Below are 21588 nucleotides of genomic sequence, written 5' to 3' on the forward strand. Positions count from 1 at the left end.
TTCCCACAAATGTGGTGCAACAGTTGTGGGAGCAAGGCTTGCCCGCGATGGCGCCAGTGCAGGCCGCCGCAACACTGTGGAACGGGACTGTTACGAAGTATGTCTAGACTTTGTCATGTCCCCCAATGAGTGAGAAACCCATGGCCACCCCAACCAGCCACTACACCGGTGAAGAACGCAGCAAGCGCATCTTCGCCATTGTCGGTGCCTCCTCCGGCAACCTGGTCGAATGGTTCGACTTCTACGTCTATGCGTTCTGTGCGATCTACTTCGCACCGGCGTTCTTCCCCTCCGACAACCCGACGGTGCAACTGGTCAACACGGCGGGCGTGTTCGCCGCCGGGTTCCTGATGCGGCCCATCGGCGGCTGGATTTTCGGCCGGGTGGCGGACCGTCACGGGCGCAAGAATTCGATGATGATCTCGGTGCTGATGATGTGCTTCGGCTCGTTGCTCATCGCCTGCTTGCCCACCTACAAGGACATCGGCGTCTGGGCACCGGTGCTGCTGTTGCTCGCGCGCTTGCTGCAAGGCCTGTCGGTGGGCGGCGAGTACGGCACCACTGCCACCTACATGAGCGAAGTCGCCCTCAAGGGCCAGCGCGGGTTTTTTGCCTCGTTCCAGTACGTCACGCTGATCGGCGGGCAACTGCTGGCGGTGTCGCTGGTGGTGATCCTCCAGCAGTTCCTCAACGAAGACGAACTGCGCGCCTACGGCTGGCGGATCCCATTCGTGGTCGGTGCCGTGGCGGCATTGATTTCCCTGTTCCTGCGCCGGTCCCTGAAGGAAACCAGCAGCAAAGAGATGCGAGAGAACAAGGATGCCGGCAGCGTCGCGGCGTTGTTCCGCGACCATAAGGCAGCGTTTATCACCGTGCTGGGCTACACCGCGGGCGGCTCGCTGATTTTCTACACGTTCACCACCTACATGCAGAAATACCTGGTGAACACCGCCGGGCTCAATGCCAAGACGGCCAGCTACATCATGACCGGCGCACTGTTCCTCTATATGTGCATGCAGCCGCTGTTCGGCATGCTGGCGGACAAGATCGGCCGGCGTAACGCCATGCTCTGGTTCGGTGGCCTGGGGGCGTTGTGCACCGTGCCGATCCTGCTGACCCTCAAGAGTGTCAGCAGCCCGTTCCTGGCGTTTGTCCTGATCACCTTGGCGCTGGCGATTGTCAGTTTCTACACCTCCATCAGCGGCCTGGTGAAGGCCGAGATGTTTCCGCCCGAAGTGCGGGCGCTGGGCGTCGGGTTGGCCTACGCGGTGGCGAATGCGATTTTCGGTGGTTCGGCCGAGTACGTCGCCTTGAGCCTGAAAGCCCAGGGCATGGAGAATGCTTTTTACTGGTATGTCACGGTGATGATGGTGGTAGCGTTTCTGTTCAGCCTGCGCCTGCCCAAGCAACCGGCGTATTTGCATCACGACCTTTGACCCAATCGCGCCGGCCGTAGGGCCGGCGCACCCAAGGACTGTTTATGAGCGAACGACCGGGCAATCAGCTGTTCGATGCCTATTTCACTGCCCGGGACATGCGCGAGGTGTTCTGCGATGCGGGGCGAGTCCAGGCCATGCTCGACGTCGAGGCGGCACTGGCCCGGGCCGAGGCGCGGGTAGGGCTGATCCCCCATGAGGCGGTGGCGCCGATCGAGCATGCATGCCGCGCCCAGTTGTACGATTTTTCGGCACTGAGCGAAGCGATTGCCAGTGCTGGCAATTCCGCGATCCCGTTGGTCAAGGCGTTGGGCAAGCGCATCGCCGCCGAAAATGCCGAGGCTGAGCGCTACGTGCACCTGGGCGCCACCAGCCAGGACGTGATGGACAGCGGCCTGGTGCTGCAACTGCGTCGGGCGCTGGAGCTGATCGAAAGTGAGCTGGCGCAGTTGGCGACCACGTTGGCGCGCCAAGCCGAACGCTACGTCGCCACGCCGTTGGCCGGTCGTACCTGGCTGCAACACGCGACGCCGGTGACCCTGGGCATGAAGATCGCCGGTTGGCTGGGGGCGATCACCCGCAGTCGCCAGCGTCTGAAAGAACTCAAACCGCGTCTGTTGGTGCTGCAATTCGGCGGTGCCTCGGGGACGCTCGCGGCGTTGGGCGAGCACGCCCTGCCCATCGCCGAGGCCCTGGCGGCCGAGTTGCAGTTGAACCTGCCGGAACAACCGTGGCACACCCAGCGTGATCGCCTGGTGGAATTCGGTTCGGTGTTGGGATTGATCGCCGGCAGCCTGGGCAAATTGGGCCGCGACATCAGCCTGTTGATGCAGACCGAGGCCGGCGAAGCGTTCGAACCGTCGGCCCCGGGCAAGGGCGGTTCGTCCACCATGCCGCACAAGCGCAACCCGGTGGGCGCGGCGGTATTGATCAGCGCCGCGACGCGGGTGCCGGGCCTGGTGTCGACGCTGTTCAGCGCCATGCCTCAAGAGCATGAGCGCAGCCTGGGCCTGTGGCACGCCGAATGGGAAACCCTGCCGGAGATCTGCTGCCTGGTGTCCGGCGCCCTGCAACAGGCGCGGCTGCTGGCCGAAGGCCTGGAAGTGGACGCCGCGCGCATGGCCCGCAATCTGGAATTGACTCAAGGGCTGGTGCTGGCCGAAGCGGTGAGCATCGTCCTGGCCCAACGTGTCGGGCGCGACACGGCGCACCATCTGCTGGAGCGATGTTGCAAGCGCGCCGTGGCCGAGCAACGGCATTTGCGCGAGGTGCTGGGGGACCAGCCCGAGGTCACCGCGCAGTTGTCCGGCGGCGAACTCGATCATCTGCTCAACCCTGCCCATTACCTCGGCCAGGCCCAGACCTGGGTGACCCGAGCGGTGGCTGAACACCTGGCCTTGAAGGCCTGAAAGGAGATTGTTGTGGGATTCGTCAAACTCGCCGACGGCGAATTGAGCTACCGATTCGATGGGCCGCAAGACGCCCCGGTGCTGGTGCTTTCCAACTCCCTGGGCACCAACCTGCACATGTGGGACGAGCAGGTCGCGGCGTTCAGCCAGCGCTTTCGCGTGCTGCGTTTCGACACGCGCGGCCATGGCCAGTCGCTGGTGACTGAAGGACCGTACAGCATCGAACAACTGGGCCGCGATGTGCTGGCAATGCTCGATCAGTTGGGCATCGCCAAGGTGCATTTCTGTGGATTGTCCATGGGCGGGTTGATCGGCCAGTGGCTGGGCATCAACGCCGATGAGCGCCTGCACAAACTGGTGGTGTGCAACACCGCCGCGAAGATCGGCGATCCGTCGGTGTGGAACCCGCGCATCGAAACCGTGCTGCGTGACGGCAAGGCGGCGATGGTGGCGCTGCGCGATGCCTCGATTGCCCGCTGGTTCACGCCGGACTTCGCCCAGGTCCATCCGACGAAGGTGAAACACATCACCGACATGCTCGCCGCCACCTCGCCCGAGGGGTACGCCGCCAACTGTGCGGCGGTGCGCGATGCCGATTTCCGCGAGCAACTGTCGTCGATCCGCGCGCCGCTGCTGGTGGTGGCCGGCACCGAAGATGCCGTGACGCCGCCGTCGGGTGGGCACTTCATCCAGGAGCGGGTCCGCGGCGCCGAATACGCCGAGTTCCACGCCGCGCACCTGTCCAACGTCCAGGCTGGCGCTGCGTTCAGCGCGCGGGTGCTGGGCTTCCTGCTCGATTCTGGCCGCGCCTGAGGAGTTTTTTTGTGGACGAGAAACAACGTTACGACGACGGCCTGCAAGTACGCCGCGCGGTGCTGGGCGATGCCCACGTCGACCGCAGCCTCAATGCCTTGACCGAGTTCAACAGCGAATTCCAGGAAATGATCACCCGCCACGCCTGGGGCGACATCTGGACCCGCCCAGGCCTGCCGCGCCACACCCGCAGCCTGATCACGATTGCCATGCTGATCGGCATGAACCGCAACGAAGAACTCAAACTGCACCTGCGCGCTGCCGCCAACAATGGCGTGAGCCGCAGCGAGATCAAGGAAGTGATCATGCAGAGCGCCATCTACTGCGGCATCCCGGCGGCCAACGCGACCTTCCATCTGGCCGAGTCCGTCTGGGATGAACTGGGCGTCGAATCCCGGGCTTGAGAAGCCCCCAATCCCTGTGGGAGTCAATACTGTGGGAGCAAAGCTTGCTCGCGACGCAATGCCACACGCACCAGAAATGCCACTGACCCACCGCTATCGCGAGCAAGCTTTGCTCCCACGCGGGATTTTCAGTGAGCACAGATTTTGTGCTCGGCACTGATCCCCTTGTGGGAGCGAGCCTGCTCGCGATGGCGGTGGTACAGCCTCCCTTCATGTTCGGTTTCTACAGAAGGCTGATCGGATAGCTGACGATCAACCGGTTCTCATCGAACTCATTGGTGCTGAAATCCCGACGCATCGTCGAGTTCCGCCATTTCACATTCAGGCTCTTGAGCGCGCCGCTCTGCACGGTATAGGCCAGCTCACTTTCACGGCCCCATTCCTTGCCGTCGTCGACGGTGGCGGTGTGCACGTTGTCGCCGCTGATGTAGCGGTTCATCAGGGTCAGGCCCGGCACGCCGACGGCGGCGAAGTTGAAGTCGTGGCGCAGTTGCCAGGATTTTTCCTTGGCGTTGTCGTAGCTGGAGTTGTAGCTGTCGTTGGCCAGGGTGCCGCCGCTGGTGCCGTTGACGCGCATCCAGGCGTCGTCGCCGCCAACTTTTTGCAGGCCGACGTAGAAGGTGTTGCCGCCGTACTTGGCCGAGAGCATGGCGAAGGCGGTCTTGTTGTCCAGGTCGCCGGCCAGGGCGCTGCCGTCTTCCTTGCCAGTGAAGTACCCGAGGTTAGCGCCCAGGGTCCAGTTGCCGATGGGCTGGCTGTGGGTCAGGTTGAAATATTCTTGCTGGTAGATGTCGGACAGTTCCGCGTACCACACGCCGACCTGGGTGCGTTTTTCGTTGAAGGTGTATTCACCGCCGCCGAAGTTGAAACGGTCGGAGGTGAAGGCGCCGCGACCGTTCATCGACATGTCTTCCGTGCTCGCGTCGTTGCGCGGGCTGTTGCCACGGAACTGGCCGCCGTAGAGGCTCAGGCCGTTGATCTCGGTGGACGTGATCTGGCCGCCGCGGAAGGTTTGCGGCAGGGAGCGACCGTCGTCGGAACGCAGGATCGGCAGCACCGGCATCCATTCGCCGACCTTCAATTCGGTCTTCGATACCTTGGCTTTGAGGGCCACGCCCAGGCGGCCGAAATCATCCGCCGGGCGACCGTCATCGTGCACCGGCAACAGCTGCGTCCCGGCGGTGCCCTTGCCGCCGTCGAGCTTGACCGAGTACAGGCCCAGCACGTCCACGCCGAAACCGACCACGCCCTGAGTGAAGCCGGACTTGGCGTCGAGGATGAAACTTTGCGTCCACTCCTCAGCCTTGCCTTGGGTCGCGTTGGTGTTGGTGAAGTTGCGGTTGAAGTAGAAGTTGCGCAGGTTCAGCGTGGCTTTTGCGTCCTCGACAAACCCTGATTCCGCGGCCAGGACGGGTAGGGCGATGCTGGTCAGGGCAACGGCGATAAGGCTGGGGAACAAGTGCTGGGTGGGCTTCATGGGCGTTGTCTCTATTTTTTGTGGGCGAAGCGGGTCGTTGCCGCACTTTTTGAGGTGCAAGCGGTAAGGGGACCAGGGTTGTTAGGGTGGTAGGAGATCAGCCGGGTGAGGCGGGGTGTAGGGGCATGGCGTCGAACCTGTTGTTATTGGTTTTGTGCCTGCGATGTTGAAGGGCGGCCTGGGATCGGTTCAATTGCGGTTTGTGGGTTCTGGGCGATTATCGAACGGCAAAAATAGTCGATGGATGCCGTTTCCCCTGTGGGAGCAAAGCTTGCTCGCGATGGGCTGGTCGGGGTTCTGTTGATTGGGGTGCATATCCATTGCTGCGGCAACGGCGGCTTATGGTTCCGCCCTTACGGCGGGTCACTTTTGGCAAACGCCCCAAAAGTAACCAAAAGGTCTGCGCCCCACCACTTGGCACCTCGCTTAGGCGAGGTGTTCCCGAACGAAGGCATTGCTCCGTGGGCCCGCCGCGAAGGGCCATCCATGGCCCAGCGCGGCTATCCCGGCCTCCATGCCGGGATGCCCACTGCGCAATGCCTGCGTTCGGCCAGCGTGGTTGATGGGGCGTTGAGATCAAGATCAAAAGCCAAAGCCAAAGCCAAAGCCAAAGCCAAAGCCCAGGCACCGCAATCTGTGGCGAGGGAGCTTGCTCCCGCTCGACTGCGTAGCAGTCGTAAAACCAGACAATGCGGTTTACCTGAAACAATGCAGGGGCCTGCTTCGCAGGCCAGCGGGAGCAAGCTCCCTCGCCACAGGGGGAAAGGTAAGGTTTGAGTTTGGGAGGACAGGTAGAACGCTATCGCGAGCAAGCTTTGCTCCCACACAGCCCTGCAGCAATCCAATAAAAAGCCCACCTTCCGGTGGGCTTCGTATTTCAGCGTTCAGGCATCAAATCAGAACAACTTCATCTCCGGCGCCTTCTCCGACACCGGCTCGTTCTTGCCAGTCTCGGCATTCCAGCCACCCCCCAACGCCTTGTACAGATTGACCTCACTGGTCAATTGCGCAAGGCGGTCAGTGATCAGCGATTGTTGCGCGCTGAACAGCTGGCGCTGGGCGTCGAGGAAGGTCAGGTTACTGTCGACACCGATGCGGTAGCGACGCTCGGCCAGGCGGTAGTAGTCCTGGTTGGCGGCGACGAAGTCGGTCTGGGCCTGCAACTGTTCGTTGTAGGTCTGGCGCGCGGCCAGGCCGTCGGAGACTTCCTGGAATGCGGTCTGGATCGACTTCTCGTACTGCGCGACGTTGATGTCTTTCTGGATCTTGGCGTAATCCAGGCTCGCCCGCAGGCTGCCGGCGTTGAAGATCGGCAGGTTGATTTGCGGGGCGAAGGTCCAGGTGCCCGAGCCGCCCTTGAACAGGCCGGACAGGTCCGGGCTCAGGGTGCCGGCATTGGCCGTCAGGCTGATGCTCGGGAAGAACGCGGCTCGTGCGGCGCCGATGTTGGCGTTGGCGGCCAGCAGGTTGCGTTCGGCCTGGAGGATGTCCGGACGCCGTTGCAGCAGGTCCGACGGCAGTCCGGCCGGCACTTCGCTGAGCAGGTCGTCGCTCAGCGGTTGGGTGTGCAGGTTGGCGGGCAGGCCGGTACCCAGCAGCAGGGTCAGGCTGTTTTCGTCCTGGGCCACCTGGCGGGTGTAGCGGGCCTGTTGCACCCGGGCGTTTTCCACGGCGGTACGCGCCTGGCTCAGGTCCAGGGCCGAGGCCACGCCCACTTCGGCGCTGCGCGAGGTCAGCCTGAGGCTTTCTTCGTAGGCCCCCAGGGTTTCCTGGGTCAGCTTGAGCAGTTCCTTGTCGGCCTGCCAGGTCAGGTAGGCATTGGCGACGTTGGCCACCAGGCTGATCTGGGTGCTGCGACGGGCTTCTTCGGTGGCAAAGTAGCTTTGCAAGGCCTGCTCGCTCAGGCTGCGAACACGACCGAACAGGTCCAGTTCATAGGCGCTGATGCCCAGGGTGGCGGAGTAGGAGCTGCTGATGGCCGCTTCGCCGGTCTGTGAAGCACGGGCCGGTACGCGCTGGCGGCTGGCGGCGCCGGTGGCCGAGACCGCCGGGAACAGGTCCGCCCGCTGGATGCGGTATTGCGCGGCGTAGGCATCGATGTTCAACGCCGCGACGCGCAGGTCGCGGTTGTTTTCCAGGGCGACCTGGATCAGCTGTTGCAACGCCGGGTCATGGAAAAACTGTTTCCAGCCTTGCTCGGCAGCAGCTTGGCCGGGCGCGTTGGCCGGCTCGTAGGCCGGGCCTTGCGGGTATTGCACCGCGACCGGTGTTGCGGGCCGCTGGTAGTCGGGAATCAGCGAGCACCCGCTGAGCACGACGGCGGCGATGGTCAGGGAGAGTAGCGACTTGCTCATTGGCCAGCCTCTTTAGAAGTTACAGGGGTGTCGTCCTGGTCGATGTGTTTACGACGGCCTATCGACGACACGCTCACGAAGAACAATGGCACCCAGAAGATTGCCAGGACGGTGGCGGTCAGCATGCCGCCGATCACGCCAGTACCGATGGCGTGCTGGCTGCCTGAGCCGGCGCCGGTGGAAATGGCCAGCGGCACGACGCCGAGCACGAACGCCAGGGACGTCATGATGATCGGTCTCAGACGCATCCTACAAGCTTCGATGGCGGCGTCCATCAGGCTGCGTCCCTGCTCGTGCAGTTCCTTGGCGAACTCCACGATCAGGATGGCGTTCTTCGCCGCCAGGCCGATGGTGGTCAACAGGCCCACCTGGAAGTACACGTCGTTGGACAGTCCGCGAAGGCTGGTTGCCATCAGGGCACCGATGATCCCCAGCGGTACCACGAGCATGACCGCAATCGGAATCGACCAGCTTTCATACAGCGCCGCCAGGCACAGGAACACCATCAGCAGCGACAACGCATACAGCGCCGGGGCCTGGGAACCCGACAGGCGCTCCTCATAGGACAGCCCCGTCCAGGAAATGCCGACACCGGCCGGCAGCTTCTTGGCGATGGCTTCGACTTCGGCCATGGCTTCACCGGTGGAATAGCCCGGTGCCGGAGACCCGAGGACTTCGATCGCTTCGACGCCGTTGTAGCGGGCCAGTTTGGGCGAACCGTAGGTCCACTCGCCCTTGGCGAACGCGGTGAACGGCACCATGGTCCCGGCGCTATTGCGTACATACCACTTCTTCAGGTCTTCGGGGCTCATGCGCGCGCCCGGCTGGCCTTGTATGTAGACCTTTTTCACCCGGCCACGGTCGATGAAGTCGTTCACGTAGCTACTGCCCAGGGCAATCGACAGGGTGTTGTTGATGTCGGAAATGGTCACGCCGAGGGCGCTGGCCTTTTCGTCATCGATTTCCAACTGGTATTGCGGCTCGTCGTTCAGGCCGTTCGGCCGTACCTGGGTCAGCACCTTGCTCTGGGCCGCCATGCCCAGGAACTGGTTGCGGGCCTCCATCAGCTTGTCGTGGCCGATGCCGGCGCGGTCTTGCAGGTACACGTCGAAACCGGTGGCGTTACCCAGCTCCATCACCGCTGGCGGGGCGAAGGCGAACACCATCGCGTCGCGGAAGGTGAAGAAGTGCCGTTGGGCGCGGGCGGAGATATTGAACACACTGTTGTCCGCGTTACGCTCTTCCCACGGCTTGAGCATGATGAACGCCATGCCGGAGCTCTGGCCACGACCGGCGAAGTTGAAGCCGGTCACCGTGAACACCGAGGCCACGCCATCGCCTTCACCGCCATCCTTGCCGGGACGCAGCAAGAACTCGCGCATCTTGTCCACCACCACCTGGGTGCGTTCGGCGCTGGAGCCGGCCGGGGTCTGCACCTGGGCAAACAGCACGCCCTGGTCTTCTTCGGGCAGGAATGCCGTGGGGATGCGGGTGAACAGCCAGACCATGCCGACCACGATGATCACGTAGACCAGCAGGTAAGGCGCCTTGTGCCGGAGTATGTTGCCGACGCCGCGCTCGTAGCTTCTGACGCCACGGTCGAAGCTGCGGTTGAACCAACCGAAGAAGCCGCGTTTCGGCACGCCGTGCTCACCCTTGGGAATCGCCTTGAGCATGGTGGCGCACAGGGCTGGGGTGAAGATCAGCGCCACCATCACCGACAGGGCCATGGCCGAGACGATGGTGATGGAGAACTGTTTGTAGATCACACCGGTGGAGCCGCCAAAGAACGCCATCGGCAACAGCACCGCCGACAGTACCAGGGCGATACCCACCAGGGCGCCCTGGATCTGGCCCATGGATTTCTTGGTGGCTTCCTTGGGTGACAGGCCTTCTTCGCTCATCACCCGTTCGACGTTTTCCACCACGACGATGGCGTCGTCCACCAGCAAGCCGATGGCCAGCACCATGCCGAACATGGTCAGGGTGTTGATGCTGAAGCCGAATGCCGCGAGGATCCCGAAGGTGCCGAGCAGCACCACCGGTACCGTCATCGTGGTGATGATGGTGGCGCGGAAGTTCTGCAGGAACAGGAACATCACCAGGAACACCAGCACGATGGCTTCGACCAGGGTTTCGACCACGCCCTTGATCGACTCGCTCACCACAGGCGTGGTGTCGTAGGGGAACACCACTTCCATGCCCTGCGGGAAGAACGGCTTGAGGTCGTCGACGGTCTTGCGCAATGCCTTGGCCGTGTCGAGGGCGTTGGCACCGGTGGCCAGCCTGATCGCCATGCCGGAGGCCGGGGCGCCGTTGAACTGGGCATTGATGCTGTAGCTCTCGCCGCCCAGGCCGACGTCGGCGACGTCACCGACGCGCACTTGCGAGCCGTCCGGGTTGACCTTGAGCAGAATGGCCTTGAACTGCTCGGCGGTCTGCAGGCGGGTCTTGCCGATGATGGTGGCGTTCAGTTGCTGGCCGGGCAGGGCGGGCAGGCCGCCGAGCTGGCCGGACGAAACCTGGACGTTCTGCGCGGTGATGGCGGTCCGGACGTCCACTGGGGTCAGGCTGTAGTTGTTCAGCTTGGCCGGGTCGAGCCAGATACGCATGGCGTACTGGGCACCGAAGACCTGGAAGTCACCGACACCGGCGGTCCGCGAGATCGGATCCTGCATGTTGGACACGATGTAGTTGGACAGGTCTTCACGGGTCATGCCGCCGTCGCGCGACACCACGCCGATCACCATCAGGAAGTTACGCACCGACTTGGTCACGCGAATGCCCTGTTGCTGCACTTCTTGGGGCAGCAGCGGGGTCGCCAGGTTCAGCTTGTTCTGGACCTGGACCTGCGCGGTATCGGAGTTGGTGCCTTGTTCGAAGGTCGCGGTGATGGTCATGCTGCCGTCGGAGTTACTTTCCGAGGAGACATAACGCAGGCGGTCGATACCGTTGAGCTGTTGCTCGATGACCTGGACCACGGTGTCCTGCACGGTCTGCGCGGACGCACCCGGGTAGCTCACCTGGATCGCAATGGCCGGCGGCGCGATGCTCGGGTACTGGTTGATCGGCAACTTGAGGATCGATAGAGCCCCGACCAGCATGATCACCAGGGCGATGACCCAGGCGAAGATCGGACGGTCGATAAAGAATTTCGACATGGTTTACTCCCCTTTGCCGCCGGCTGCTTTGTCAGCTGCCTTGGCGGGGGCCGGGTTGTTGGTGTTTACGTTGGTGGCTTCGGTGGCCTTGACCTCTACCCCTGGCCGCACGTACTGCAAGCCCTCGGTGATCAGGCGGTCGCCGGCCTTGAGCCCATCCTCGATCAGCCACTGGCTGCCGACGGTGCGGCTGGCTTTGAGCTGACGCAGCTCGACCTTGTTGTCCGGGCCCACCACCAGGGCGGTCGGCATGCCGCGCAGGTCGCGGGTCACGCCTTGTTGCGGGGCCAGGATCGCCGCGCTGTTCACACCGGCCTGCAACTGTGCGTGGACGAACATGCCCGGCAGCAGGGTGTGGTCAGGGTTGGGGAACACGGCGCGCAAGGTCACGGAACCGGTGGTCTGGTCGACCGACACTTCGGAGAATTCCAGCTTGCCTTCATGGGGGTACTGGCTGCCGTCTTCCAGGGTCAGCTTGACCATGGCCGCGTTGTCGCCGGCCTTCTGCAAGCGACCGCTTTCCAGTTCACGGCGCAGTTGCAGCAGCTCGACCGAGCTCTGCGTCACGTCGACATAGATCGGGTCCAGTTGCTGGATGGTTGCCAGGGCGTCGGCCTGGCCATTGCTCACCAGCGCGCCCTCGGTCACCGAGGAACGCCCGATGCGTCCGGAGATCGGCGCATAGACCTTGGTGTAGCGCACGTTGATCTGGGCGGTCTGCAGGTTGGCTTCGGACTCCAGGCGGTTGGCCACGGCGGTGTCGTATTCCTGGCGGCTGACGGCCTGTTCGTCCACCAACTGCTTGTAGCGATCGGCGATCGACTTGGTTGATCGCAGGTTGGCCTCGGCGCTCTTGAGCGTGGCTTCGTACACGGCCGGATCGATCTGGTACAGCTGTTGGCCGGCCTTGACGTCAGCGCCTTCCTTGAACAGGCGCTTGAGGATGATGCCGTTGACCTGTGGCCGCACTTGCGCCTCGCGGAACGCGCTGGTGCGCCCCGGTAGCTCAGACGTCAGGGTGAAGGGTTGGGTCTTGAGGGTCACGACGCCGACCTGAGGAGGTGGTGCGGCAGGGGCCGCTTCTTCCTTCTTGCATCCGCTGAGCAGCGATGCCAGGGCGATGGCGGAAACCAGAGCGGTAACAGCTGGCTTGAATTGCATGGAAATCCTCGGGTCCAGGCGCAACAGGCGCACTCGAAAAGTGAAAGGTTGAAAAGGCAGCATTATTTAATTAGTAGGTTGCTAAGGAATATACTTACGTACATGGTTGTTTGTAAACAGCCAAATTGCGTACTATCCGGATTTACAAAATCCTGACAAAAGGCCCGTCGAGGTCGGGGACGCGTTCCAAGAAACGGCGCCTCGTTTTGTCCTGCTGTTCCTTATGCACTGCCGATGCATCCTGATTGAGGTGTTTGACTGCCATGGTCCGTCGTACCAAAGAAGAAGCCCTGGAGACTCGTAACCAGATACTCGAAGCCGCCGAACAGGCCTTTTTCGAGCGAGGCGTGGCGCGCACGACGCTGGCGGATATCGCGACGCTGGCCGGTGTGACCCGCGGTGCCATCTATTGGCATTTCAGCAACAAGGCGGACTTGCTCCAGGCCATGCTCGATACGTTGCACGAGCCGCTCGATGAACTGGCCCGCGCCAGCGAGAGCGAAGAAGAGCTCGACCCACTGGGTTGCATTCGCAAGCTGCTGGTCCGGCTGTTCCAGCAGGTGGCCCTGGACCCAAAAACCCGGCGCATCAATGAGATCCTGTTCCATAAGTGCGAGTTCACCGATGAAATGTGCGATCTGCGCCAGCAGCGGCGCGAGGTCAGCCTTGACTGCAATGTGCGTATCGCCCTGTCGTTGCGCAATGCGATGAATCGCTGCCAGTTGCCCCAGGACCTGGACCCGGAAAGGGCGGCGGTCGCTCTTCATGCCTACATCGACGGCATCCTGTATCAGTGGTTGCTGGCTCCCGACAGCTTCGCCCTGGCAGGTGAGGCCGGGCGCTGGGTGGAAATCGGGCTGGACATGCTGCACCTGAGCCCTAGCCTTCGCAAATGAAACAAAATGCGCAATTGCGTCGGTTTGTGTCAATGAGCGGGCGAAAGCCTGCTTTTATAAACCGACGTTGTTGCGGTTGATAGGCAATGTGCCAGGAACTTTGTAGGAAATTTGTTTCGCCCACCTCAATGCCCGTCGACAAGGATCGCTGGATCGCCGGACCGTCAGCAGCAAGCCCCGACAGATTGATCTGGCGGGGCCGGATGCTCAACTCAGCGTAAGTTCCACGGTGAACCCGTAGGGTTCTTCATGCTGCGCGTGAGTGATGCGATTCAAACAGTGGATGGGCGGCGCACCCAGGGCCGTGACTTTATGTGTTCGCACGGGTGTCAGGTTCGAAGAAACAAAACCGAACGTGGTATTGACCCGCAAACCGAAGTCAAAACGAAACGCCAGGTGTTGATCGCCGAACCAGATAAAGTGCTTGTAGATATCCTTGCTGCGGCTGCCCAGCTTGCGGGTATAGAGAAAGTCGAATTTGAACGTCACGAAATCCCACGGGCGAATATCGATGAAACGTTGTTCGCTCTCCTTCAGGCTGAGATTGTTTTCACCGGTGGCAAAGCCGTGGCGGGTGTGATTGTTGATTTTCACAATCAAGCGCGTGTGGCTCGGGCGAACGTCCTCCCGCTCCCAGGCCAGCACCCTGTTGTCCACTTCATCTTTCTGTTTTGCCTGTTTCGTCAATGCCCTGAGTACATCCATTTCATTGTCCAGGTCGAGCGATCTTACATATTGACGCAAGACTTCCGCAGGTGCGTAGTTGAAATGGGAAGTTAATTCATCGAATCGGGAATTGTCGGTCCGAGTGGCGCTTTCATAGATCTTCATGTCGAGTTCCTTCTCAATATGATGGGGGGTTAACAAGATCAGGTGGTCTTGTTGGCGAAATTAATATGAGGCGCCGAATGCATTTTAGAAAGCTTGAATGCTTGACTGGATATTTAAACCATAAAAAAGCCCTGGCTCTTTCGAGACAGGGCTTTTTTATGTTTCGCTGATTATTTAGAGCACGGGGTAATCGATATAGCCCACCGGTCCCTTGCCATAGAACGTTTCCGGACGCGCCTCGTTCAACGGTGCATCGGCTTTCAAGCGTGCCGGCAGGTCCGGGTTGGCAATGAACGGAACGCCGAAGGCGACGGCATCGGCCTTGCCCTCGGCCAGCCAGGCATTGGCGCTGTCCTTGGTGAAGCGTTCATTGGCGATGTATGGGCCGCCGAACGCTTGCTTGAGTTGCGAACCGATGCTGTCGTTACCTTCTCTTTCGCGCGCGCAGATGAATGCGATGCCGCGCTTGCCCAATTCACGGGCCACGTAGCTGAAGGTCTCCAGGCGGTTCTCATCGCCCATGTCATGGGAGTCGGCACGTGGCGCCAAGTGCACGCCAACCCGGCCGGCGCCCCAGACTTCAATGGCGGCGTCGGTCACTTCCAGCAACAGGCGAGCGCGGTTTTCCAGGGAGCCGCCGTAACTGTCGGTGCGCTGGTTGGTGCTGCTTTGCAGGAACTGGTCGAGCAGGTAGCCGTTGGCGCCGTGGATTTCCACGCCGTCGAAACCGGCGGCCTTGGCGTTTTCGGCGCCAACGCGATAGGCCTCGACGATGTCGGCGATTTCAGCGGTTTCCAGTGCCCGCGGGGTCGGGTAGTCGGCCAGCGGACGCACCAGGCTTACGTGGCCCTTGGGCTGGATAGCGCTGGGCGCCACCGGGGTTTCGCCGTTCAGGTACGAAGGATGGGAGATCCGGCCCACGTGCCACAGTTGCAGGAAGATCTTGCCGCCAGCGCCGTGGATCGCCTTGGTCACGTTGGCCCAGCCGCGTACCTGGTCGTTCGACCAGATGCCAGGGGTGTCGGGGTAGCCCACGCCCATCGGCGAGACGGAGGTCGCCTCGCTGAGGATCAGGCCGGCGGAGGCCCGCTGCACGTAGTACTCGGCCATCAAGGCGTTTGGCACGCGGCCGGCGTCGGCGCGGCAACGGGTGAGCGGGGCCATGATGATGCGGTTCTTCAGCTCGATGTCGCCGAGTTTGATGGGGTCGAAAATAGTCGTCATGAACTGCAACCTCGAAAATGGAAGGGTTTGAAAGTCAACGTGTTGCCGGTGCCAGGTCGGCATCGCCGCCCTGACGGAAAGTGATCAGCGTGACCAGCAGCGCCAGCACGGCCAGCGCGCCGGCGGCCAGGGGCACGGAAGTCAGGCCCAGGCCTTGGTCGATGACGCTGCCGCCGACCCAGGCGCCCAGGGCGTTGCCGATGTTGAAAGCGCCGATGTTCAGGGTGGACACCAGGTTGGGGGCGTCCTTGCCGAAGGTCACCACGTTGACTTGCAAGGCCGGCACGGCGGCGAAGCAAGCGGTGGCCCAGAGGAACAAGGTGAGTTCGCTGGGGATCAGCGCCACGCTGGTCCAGCTCAGGGCGGTGGACACCACGGCCATGGTGATGAAGACGCCGATCAGCGTGTTCGCCAGGCTCTTGTCTGCCAGCTTGCCGCCGATGATGTTGCCCAGGGTCAGGCCGAGGCCGATCAACACCAGGCTCCACGTCACGCCACGGGGCGACACCCCAGTGATTTCACCCAGCAGTGGGGCGACGTAGGTGAACAGGGCGAAAACCGAGGCGGAGAACAGCGCGGTCATGCTCAGGGACAGCCACAGGCCGGCGTCTTTGAGCGCCACGAGTTCCGAGCGCATGTCGAGTTTTTCTTCATCGTGCCTGGCTGGCAGGAAGCGAACCAGGCCGATCAGCGCCACCACGCCAATCACCGTCACTGCCCAGAAGGTCGAGCGCCAGCCGGCTTCCTGGCCCAGTGCGGTGCCCAACGGCACGCCGAGCACGTTGGCCAGGGTCAGGCCGGTGAACATCAGGGCCACGGCCGAGGCGCGCTTGTTGGGCGCCACCAGGCCGGCCGCCACCACCGAACCGATGCCGAAGAAGGCGCCGTGGCACAGGGCGGTGACGACCCGGGCGAACATCAGCACGTTGTAGTCGCTGGCGATCGCGCAGAGCAGGTTGCCGATGATGAAGATCCCCATCAGCACCACCAACGCGGCCTTGCGCGGCAGTCGTGCGGTGGCCAGCGCCATGAACGGCGCACCGATGGCCACGCCCAGGGCGTAGCCGGTCACCAGCCAACCGGCACCGGGGATCGAGACACCCAGGTCGGCCGCCACGTCGGGCAACAGGCCCATGATGACGAACTCGGTGGTGCCGATGGCGAAGGCGCTCAGGGCCAGGATGAGAAGTGAAAGAGGCATGTCAGGTCCTTGTCGGATCAGAGCTCTTGGCTCATTTGCTTGAGGAACTGCTGGATCACTTCTTCGTTGCGTTTGAAGAAGTGCCATTGACCGACCTTCTGGCTGCTGATCAGCCCCGCCCGTTGCAACACCGCCAGGTGGGCGGAAACCGTGGACTGCGACAGACCGCAACGCTGGTCGATCTGCCCGGCGCAAATGCCGAATTCATGGTTGTGCAACTGTTCGGGGAATTGGACCTTGGGGTCTTTGAGCCAGTTGAGGATGTCTCGCCGTACCGGGTGTGCCAGGGCTTTTATTATTTCGTCGAGGTCGAGGGGCATGGTGGCAGTTCGTAATGGGCTGGGTGGATGAAACGCTATATCGCGATGGAGCGAACCTTAAATCGTTATTTCGCGATATACCAATATGGATTTGTTCTGAGGGCTAAACAAATCGCTATATCGGGTTATAACGATATGGGCGCGGCAGTGCTAAGCTGCGGTCCATGAACTATCTCGCGCACCTGCACCTCGGCGGCCCTGGCCGGGAACAACTGCTCGGCAGCCTCTATGGCGACTTCGTCAAGGGACCGCTGCAAGGGTTCTACGATCCGCAGATCGAAGCGGCGATTGCCCTGCATCGACGCATCGACCTGTACACCGATCGCCACCCGTTGGTGGACATCGCCCTGTCGCGTTTTTCCACGGTTCGCAGGCGCTACGCCGGCATCGTGCTCGACGTGTTTTTCGACCACTGCCTGGCCCGGGACTGGGCGCAGTACGGCGAAGGACCGCTGGTGGATTTCACCTCCCGGGTGTACCAGGTGCTCAGCACCGAACCGCAGCTGCCGGGGCGACTGGCACGGATCGCGCCTTACATGGCGGCGGATGACTGGTTGGGGTCATACCGGGAGTTCGAGGTGCTCGCGCAAGTATTGCGCGGCATTTCCCGGCGTTTGTCGCGGCCAGAGGAACTGGCGGGGGCGATGCCGGAATTGATCGAGCTCTATGAACCGTTGAGCGAGGATTTCAGGTTGTTCTATCCGCAGCTTCAGGATTTTGCGATAAGCCAGACAACACCACACAACCCGTTGTAGGAGCGGGCTGCGTCTGACTGCGGATTTGTGGGCAACATAAAGCCTGTGGGAGCGGGCTTGCTCGCGAAAGCGGCGGGTCAGGCAACATCCTTGTTGAATGTTAAGCCGCCTTCGCGAGCAAGCCTCCACAAGGGATATTCACGCTAACCCGGTCAAGCGGCGATGGCGGGGCGCATCGGGATTGGCGACTTCTCGGGGATCTCACCAAACAACGCCTTATGCACAGCCTGCTGCGCCAGGAACGCCAGGGCCGCGCGTTCCTGGCCGTGGCAGGCGATGGGTTGCAGCAGGTGGATGTGCACCTCGCCCCGGTCGTGGGTAAACAGGCGCATCAGGTGCGAGAGCAAGTCATCCTCGCCAATGAACGGCGCCAGTGAATCCGGCTCGCCGTTGCGCAGGTAACGGATCGCCACCGGTTGCAACGCCACGTCGGCGTCGATGGCCGCCGACAGCAAGCGGCCATGGAAGGTGCGCAACGAACGGCCATCGGTGGTGGTGCCTTCGGGGAACATCAACAGCGGATGAGCCTGTTCCAGATGGCGGCTCATCTGCTTGCGGATCAACTGGCTGTCACCCGAACCGCGCCGGATGAACAGGCTGCCGGCCTTGGCCGCCAACCATCCGGCCACCGGCCAGGTGCGCACTTCGGCCTTGGACAGGAACGACAACGGCGCGAGCATGCCCAGCAGCGGGATGTCGGTCCAGGACACATGATTGCTGACCCACAGCATCGGTCGTTGCGGCAGTTGACCATGGACGGTCACGCAAAAGGGCAGGGCATGGCTCAGCCGTGCCATGAAAAACCGCGACCAGCGTTGACGGCGCACCATCGAATGGGCAATTCCCAGCCGTTCGAACAGACCGAACACACAGGCCATGCCCAGGCCCAGCGCCACCACCAGCAGCACTCGCGCGATACGCGCGTACACCCGTAGCCGGCCCATCACACGGCTGCCTTGAAGTGCCGGGCGTAGCGCGGGCAGAGTTCATCGCGCTTGAGCAGGATGAACACGTCGGCCACCTGGAAATCCTCGTCCCAGCACGGTTCGCCGCAGATCTTCGCGCCCAGGCGCATGTAGGCCTTGAGCAACGGTGGCATTTCGGCGATGACGTTGGACGGCACGTCCAGGGTCGGCAGCGGTTTTTTCGGCACGGCTTGCAAGTGTTCGGTGCACAGGTAGCGTTCGCGCAGGCGTTGCATGATCGCTTGGGCCTGGATGCCGCCGTCCTGCATCGAAATGCTCGCGCAGCCCATCAGGTAGCTATAGCCGCCCTCGTTGAGGACTTCGGCCAACTCGCCCCACAACACCGCGATGGTGCCGCCGTTGCGATACGCCGGGTCGACGCAGGTGCGGCCGATTTCCAGGATCGGGCCTTGAAGGTGCACCAGGCCGAGGAGGCTGAATTCTTCTTCGCTGTAGAACCGGCCCAGGCTGCTGGCGGCCTGGTGGTCGAGCAGGCGGGTGGTCGCCACGAGACGGCCGGTGTTCAGGTCGCGTACGCCGATGTGGGCGCAGTGGACATCATAGTCATCCATGTCCAGACCCATTTCAGCGCCCTTGAGCTTGGCGTTGAACTCGCCGCTGAAGACGTTGAAACGCAGGGCCTGGGCTTCTTGCAAGGCTTGGGCGCCAACCAGGCGTTCGGCTTGCAGGCGGCGTTCATTGCCGGTGTCGCTGATGCGGGCGATCTGAGTCATAGCGAATCTCCGTGCGGGCTGTCTTGGGTTGCAGCCAATCGACTTTTTATGCAGCCATGTTGTGCAAAGTCAGGCTATGTAGCCCCGGTGTCATCGCCATGAAGCTTTGGTGATGCTTATATGACAGGCCTCCCGCAGAGCCCTGTGCGCAAGGCGCACCCGCTGAACAGCCAAACTGTCATCCAGGCGGATTACGCTCGGCAGGTTCAATTGCGCGAGCTTCAAGCATGTTCAAAGGCGGTTTGCTGATCCCTCTGTTGTTGCTCACCCTGGTGTTGCCCAACCCGGGCGCCCGAGCCGAAGACTGGCCCGGCGAGCGCTGGCCAAGCCCTGCGACCCCGCACGGGCCGGCCATCGATGCCTTGGAGCAGTACGCTTTTGCGCCCCGCGACGACACCACCCGCCAAGGCATCCGCACCGACGCGCTGCTGGTGATCCAGGACGGTCGGCTGGTCTACGAACGCTATGCGGGGCCGACTACCGTCCAGACTCCCCACCTGACCTGGTCCATCAGCAAGAGTTTGCTGGCGACAGTGTTCGGCGTGGCCTACGGTGAACAGCGGTTTGCCTTGCAGGACCGGGTCGCCCGGTACTACCCGGCGTTGAGCAGCCACCCGGACATGACCCTGGCCGATCTTTTCCACTGGGCGTCCGGCCTGGACTGGCAGGAAGACTACGAATACGCGCCGCTCAACTCCTCGGTGGTGGCGATGCTGTACACCCGCGGGCGCCGCGACATGGCGGCGTTCACTGCCCGGCACCCCAGCTACGGCCCGGCGGGACAAGCGTTCCGTTATTCCAGCGGCGACAGCAACCTGTTGGCGGCCGCCCTGAAGAACATCGTCGGCCCGGCACGCTATCGCGATTATCCCTGGACCGCCCTGTTCGAACCCTTGGGCATCCGTCACGCCACCTGGGAAACCGACGCCAGCGGCACGCTGGTCGCTTCCTCCTACGCCTACCTCACGGCGCGAGACCTGGCGCGTGTCGGGCTGTTGATGCAACGGGACGGCCGCTGGGGCGAGCGGCAACTGATCCCCAAGGATTGGGTGGCGTTCAACCGCGAGCCGTTCGCCCACTTTCAGGCCGGTCAGGATGAAGCCGTGCCCGGCGGGCACTGGTGGCTCAACCGCGCCGCCGATCCGGCGATCCATCCCTGGCCCGATGCACCGCCCGATACCTTCGCCGCGCTGGGGCATTGGGGGCAGGCGTTGTACATCATCCCCAGTGCCAAACTGGTGATCGTGCGTTACGGCGATGACCGTGACGGCAGCTATCGCCACAACGAACTGCTCAAGCGAGCCATGGCGGCGTTCGCCGGGACGGTGCAGCCATGACGCGCCGACTTTTGTTGGCGCTGTTGCTGGGGTTGCTCATCGCTTTGATGGGCTGGGTCTGGCTAGAGCGCGTTGAACTGCGGGCTTTCCCCGACATCATCAGCGCCTACACCGCCAAGGAATATTGCTCGTGCCGCTACGTGATGCAGCAACCTGCCGAGTATTGCCGTGGCTATGTGAAGCAGTCGGTGCCGGTCAGCGATTTTCTCGAGAGCGTCGAAGCCAGGCGCATCACGGTCACCGGGTTGGGGCGTAGCCACAGTGCGCGGTGGATGGGAGAACGGCAGGGTTGCCAGTTGGAGCCCTGAACCTTCCTTGGACAAGACCTATTGTGGGAGCAAGGCTTGCCCGCGATGACGATTGTGAGAACGCCATCGCGGGCAAGCCTTGCTCCCACAGATGAGCGTTCCTTCACCCCAGGGCTCCATGCATGGCTGGGTGATTGGCTAAACAGACAGTTTGCAATCACCCTCGGCCCGGTTAAGGTTCGCCACAGGTTTATCTGTCCTCCGAGTGTGTATGTTCAAGCGGTCTTTTTTTCATGCTGGCGCAGCGGCGCTGATGGCCTGCGCCGCGTTACCTGTCCAGGCCGATTGGTACCTGGACGGTGAGTCGTCGCGGCTGTCGTTTGTCAGCAGCAAGAACGGCAATGTGTCCGAGGTCCAGCGCTTTCTGGTCCTTCACGGCCAGGTCCAGCCCAAGGGCATGGCGCGGCTGGAGGTGGAGCTGGAATCGATCAACAGCGGCATCCCCCTGCGGGACGAGCGCATGCGGGCCGAGCTGTTTGAGATCAAGCAGTTCGCCGAGGCCAGCATTACCGCGCAGATCGACCTGCTGCCTATCCAGGACCTGGCCAACGGCGCGCAACTGGAAATGCGCCTGCCCGTGACCGTGGACTTGCACGGCAAACAGCATCAATACAACGTCGAGCTCTTGGCGACGCGCCTGGACGAACGCCGGTTCCAGGTCGTGACACTGGAGCCGGTGGTGCTCAACGCAGCGGATTTCGACCTGGCGCCGGGCCTGGAGAAACTGCGCAACCTGGCCGGGTTGTCGGCCATCAGCCTGTCGGTGCCGGTGAATGCGGTGCTGATCTTCACGGCGCGCTGA

General features: G+C 62.4%; 19 protein-coding genes. 9 read left to right on the plus strand and 10 right to left on the minus strand.

The window, feature by feature from the left end:
* The first annotated feature begins 140 nt into the window (after window positions 1–140).
* From ACODSJ_RS08540 to pcaC, 4 genes are read left to right on the plus strand one after another with little or no spacing between them, the layout of a single operon-like run.
* Window positions 141–1436 (plus strand): MFS family transporter, encoded by a 1296-nt coding sequence (locus ACODSJ_RS08540; protein ID WP_489101301.1) that lies wholly within the window; start codon window positions 141–143, stop codon window positions 1434–1436.
* Between the two features lie 44 nt (window positions 1437–1480).
* Window positions 1481–2845 (plus strand): 3-carboxy-cis,cis-muconate cycloisomerase, encoded by a 1365-nt coding sequence (locus ACODSJ_RS08545; protein WP_489101302.1) that lies wholly within the window; start codon window positions 1481–1483, stop codon window positions 2843–2845.
* A gap of 12 nt (window positions 2846–2857) precedes the next feature.
* Complete coding sequence (pcaD, locus tag ACODSJ_RS08550; RefSeq protein ID WP_489101303.1) at window positions 2858–3658, plus strand: 3-oxoadipate enol-lactonase; 801 nt, start codon at window positions 2858–2860, stop codon at window positions 3656–3658.
* A gap of 11 nt (window positions 3659–3669) precedes the next feature.
* Complete coding sequence (pcaC, locus tag ACODSJ_RS08555) at window positions 3670–4062, plus strand: 4-carboxymuconolactone decarboxylase (RefSeq protein WP_489101304.1); 393 nt, start codon at window positions 3670–3672, stop codon at window positions 4060–4062.
* A 223-nt stretch (window positions 4063–4285) separates the two neighbouring features.
* On the opposite strand, the gene ACODSJ_RS08560 is transcribed toward pcaC, so the two are convergent.
* The 4 genes from ACODSJ_RS08560 to ACODSJ_RS08575 all read right to left on the minus strand — a co-directional run bounded on the left by ACODSJ_RS08560 (window position 4286) and on the right by ACODSJ_RS08575 (window position 12215).
* The gene (locus tag ACODSJ_RS08560; protein ID WP_489101305.1) at window positions 4286–5539 is read right to left on the minus strand and encodes an OprD family porin; all 1254 of its coding nucleotides are present in this window, start codon (window positions 5537–5539) and stop codon (window positions 4286–4288) included.
* An 896-nt stretch (window positions 5540–6435) separates the two neighbouring features.
* Window positions 6436–7893, minus strand: a complete 1458-nt coding sequence (gene adeC / locus ACODSJ_RS08565) for an AdeC/AdeK/OprM family multidrug efflux complex outer membrane factor (protein ID WP_489101306.1) — start codon at window positions 7891–7893, stop codon at window positions 6436–6438.
* Window positions 7890–11054 (minus strand): efflux RND transporter permease subunit EmhB, encoded by a 3165-nt coding sequence (emhB, locus tag ACODSJ_RS08570; RefSeq protein ID WP_489101307.1) that lies wholly within the window; start codon window positions 11052–11054, stop codon window positions 7890–7892. The genes adeC and emhB overlap by 4 nt, the downstream gene beginning before the upstream one ends.
* Before the next feature lie 3 nt (window positions 11055–11057).
* Entirely contained in the window at window positions 11058–12215 is a 1158-nt protein-coding gene (locus ACODSJ_RS08575) for an efflux RND transporter periplasmic adaptor subunit (RefSeq protein WP_489101308.1), read from the minus strand.
* A 263-nt stretch (window positions 12216–12478) separates the two neighbouring features.
* On the opposite strand from ACODSJ_RS08575, the gene ACODSJ_RS08580 reads away from it, so the two are divergent.
* Complete coding sequence (locus ACODSJ_RS08580) at window positions 12479–13111, plus strand: TetR family transcriptional regulator (protein WP_489101309.1); 633 nt, start codon at window positions 12479–12481, stop codon at window positions 13109–13111.
* A 207-nt stretch (window positions 13112–13318) separates the two neighbouring features.
* Here ACODSJ_RS08580 and ACODSJ_RS08585 read toward each other — a convergent pair whose 3' ends face one another.
* The 4 genes from ACODSJ_RS08585 to ACODSJ_RS08600 all read right to left on the minus strand — a co-directional run bounded on the left by ACODSJ_RS08585 (window position 13319) and on the right by ACODSJ_RS08600 (window position 16687).
* Complete coding sequence (locus ACODSJ_RS08585; protein WP_489101310.1) at window positions 13319–13942, minus strand: hypothetical protein; 624 nt, start codon at window positions 13940–13942, stop codon at window positions 13319–13321.
* A 174-nt stretch (window positions 13943–14116) separates the two neighbouring features.
* Window positions 14117–15166 carry an alkene reductase gene (locus tag ACODSJ_RS08590; RefSeq protein WP_489101311.1) on the minus strand — a complete coding sequence of 350 codons (1050 nt, stop codon included), beginning with the start codon at window positions 15164–15166 and terminating at the stop codon, window positions 14117–14119.
* A gap of 34 nt (window positions 15167–15200) precedes the next feature.
* A complete protein-coding gene (locus tag ACODSJ_RS08595) occupies window positions 15201–16367 on the minus strand; it encodes an MFS transporter (protein WP_489101312.1) in 1167 nt (388 codons plus the stop codon).
* Window positions 16368–16384: 17 nt separating this feature from the next.
* Window positions 16385–16687, minus strand: coding sequence for an ArsR/SmtB family transcription factor (locus ACODSJ_RS08600; RefSeq protein WP_283556134.1), 303 nt, complete (start codon window positions 16685–16687; stop codon window positions 16385–16387).
* Window positions 16688–16851: 164 nt separating this feature from the next.
* On the opposite strand from ACODSJ_RS08600, the gene ACODSJ_RS08605 reads away from it, so the two are divergent.
* Window positions 16852–17442 carry an acyl carrier protein phosphodiesterase gene (locus tag ACODSJ_RS08605; protein WP_489101313.1) on the plus strand — a complete coding sequence of 197 codons (591 nt, stop codon included), beginning with the start codon at window positions 16852–16854 and terminating at the stop codon, window positions 17440–17442.
* A 152-nt stretch (window positions 17443–17594) separates the two neighbouring features.
* Here the strand turns inward: ACODSJ_RS08605 and ACODSJ_RS08610 are convergent, their stop codons facing one another.
* Both ACODSJ_RS08610 and olsB read right to left on the minus strand, forming a co-directional pair.
* Complete coding sequence (locus ACODSJ_RS08610; RefSeq protein ID WP_489101314.1) at window positions 17595–18386, minus strand: lysophospholipid acyltransferase family protein; 792 nt, start codon at window positions 18384–18386, stop codon at window positions 17595–17597.
* On the minus strand, window positions 18386–19141 hold the full coding sequence (olsB, locus tag ACODSJ_RS08615; RefSeq protein ID WP_489101315.1) for an L-ornithine N(alpha)-acyltransferase: 756 nt from the start codon (window positions 19139–19141) through the stop codon (window positions 18386–18388). The genes ACODSJ_RS08610 and olsB overlap by 1 nt, the downstream gene beginning before the upstream one ends.
* A 227-nt stretch (window positions 19142–19368) precedes the next feature.
* On the opposite strand from olsB, the gene ACODSJ_RS08620 reads away from it, so the two are divergent.
* The 3 genes from ACODSJ_RS08620 (at window position 19369) to ACODSJ_RS08630 (ending at window position 21588) form a co-directional block, all read left to right on the plus strand.
* A complete protein-coding gene (locus tag ACODSJ_RS08620; protein WP_489101316.1) occupies window positions 19369–20478 on the plus strand; it encodes a serine hydrolase domain-containing protein in 1110 nt (369 codons plus the stop codon).
* The gene (locus tag ACODSJ_RS08625; RefSeq protein WP_489101317.1) at window positions 20475–20786 is read left to right on the plus strand and encodes an amidase; all 312 of its coding nucleotides are present in this window, start codon (window positions 20475–20477) and stop codon (window positions 20784–20786) included. Before ACODSJ_RS08620 ends, ACODSJ_RS08625 begins: the two co-directional genes overlap by 4 nt.
* Window positions 20787–20997: 211 nt before the next feature.
* Entirely contained in the window at window positions 20998–21588 is a 591-nt protein-coding gene (locus ACODSJ_RS08630; protein ID WP_489101318.1) for a YceI family protein, read from the plus strand.

This window comes from Pseudomonas sp. FG6 (assembly GCF_057809015.1).

What these genes read in the sequence shown, in the direction of transcription:
- ACODSJ_RS08625 (WP_489101317.1), top strand. Translation starts at nt 20,475, where the DNA reads ATGACGCGCCGACTTTTGTTGGCGCTGTTGCTGGGGTTGCTCATCGCT.
- olsB (WP_489101315.1), bottom strand. Translation starts at nt 19,141, where the DNA reads ATGACTCAGATCGCCCGCATCAGCGACACCGGCAATGAACGCCGCCTG.
- ACODSJ_RS08540 (WP_489101301.1), top strand. Translation starts at nt 141, where the DNA reads ATGGCCACCCCAACCAGCCACTACACCGGTGAAGAACGCAGCAAGCGC.
- ACODSJ_RS08560 (WP_489101305.1), bottom strand. Translation starts at nt 5,539, where the DNA reads ATGAAGCCCACCCAGCACTTGTTCCCCAGCCTTATCGCCGTTGCCCTG.
- adeC (WP_489101306.1), bottom strand. Translation starts at nt 7,893, where the DNA reads ATGAGCAAGTCGCTACTCTCCCTGACCATCGCCGCCGTCGTGCTCAGC.
- ACODSJ_RS08585 (WP_489101310.1), bottom strand. Translation starts at nt 13,942, where the DNA reads ATGAAGATCTATGAAAGCGCCACTCGGACCGACAATTCCCGATTCGAT.
- ACODSJ_RS08630 (WP_489101318.1), top strand. Translation starts at nt 20,998, where the DNA reads ATGTTCAAGCGGTCTTTTTTTCATGCTGGCGCAGCGGCGCTGATGGCC.
- ACODSJ_RS08595 (WP_489101312.1), bottom strand. Translation starts at nt 16,367, where the DNA reads ATGCCTCTTTCACTTCTCATCCTGGCCCTGAGCGCCTTCGCCATCGGC.
- ACODSJ_RS08605 (WP_489101313.1), top strand. Translation starts at nt 16,852, where the DNA reads ATGAACTATCTCGCGCACCTGCACCTCGGCGGCCCTGGCCGGGAACAA.
- ACODSJ_RS08545 (WP_489101302.1), top strand. Translation starts at nt 1,481, where the DNA reads ATGAGCGAACGACCGGGCAATCAGCTGTTCGATGCCTATTTCACTGCC.
- ACODSJ_RS08600 (WP_283556134.1), bottom strand. Translation starts at nt 16,687, where the DNA reads ATGCCCCTCGACCTCGACGAAATAATAAAAGCCCTGGCACACCCGGTA.
- emhB (WP_489101307.1), bottom strand. Translation starts at nt 11,054, where the DNA reads ATGTCGAAATTCTTTATCGACCGTCCGATCTTCGCCTGGGTCATCGCC.
- ACODSJ_RS08590 (WP_489101311.1), bottom strand. Translation starts at nt 15,166, where the DNA reads ATGACGACTATTTTCGACCCCATCAAACTCGGCGACATCGAGCTGAAG.
- ACODSJ_RS08580 (WP_489101309.1), top strand. Translation starts at nt 12,479, where the DNA reads ATGGTCCGTCGTACCAAAGAAGAAGCCCTGGAGACTCGTAACCAGATA.
- ACODSJ_RS08610 (WP_489101314.1), bottom strand. Translation starts at nt 18,386, where the DNA reads ATGGGCCGGCTACGGGTGTACGCGCGTATCGCGCGAGTGCTGCTGGTG.
- ACODSJ_RS08620 (WP_489101316.1), top strand. Translation starts at nt 19,369, where the DNA reads ATGTTCAAAGGCGGTTTGCTGATCCCTCTGTTGTTGCTCACCCTGGTG.
- ACODSJ_RS08575 (WP_489101308.1), bottom strand. Translation starts at nt 12,215, where the DNA reads ATGCAATTCAAGCCAGCTGTTACCGCTCTGGTTTCCGCCATCGCCCTG.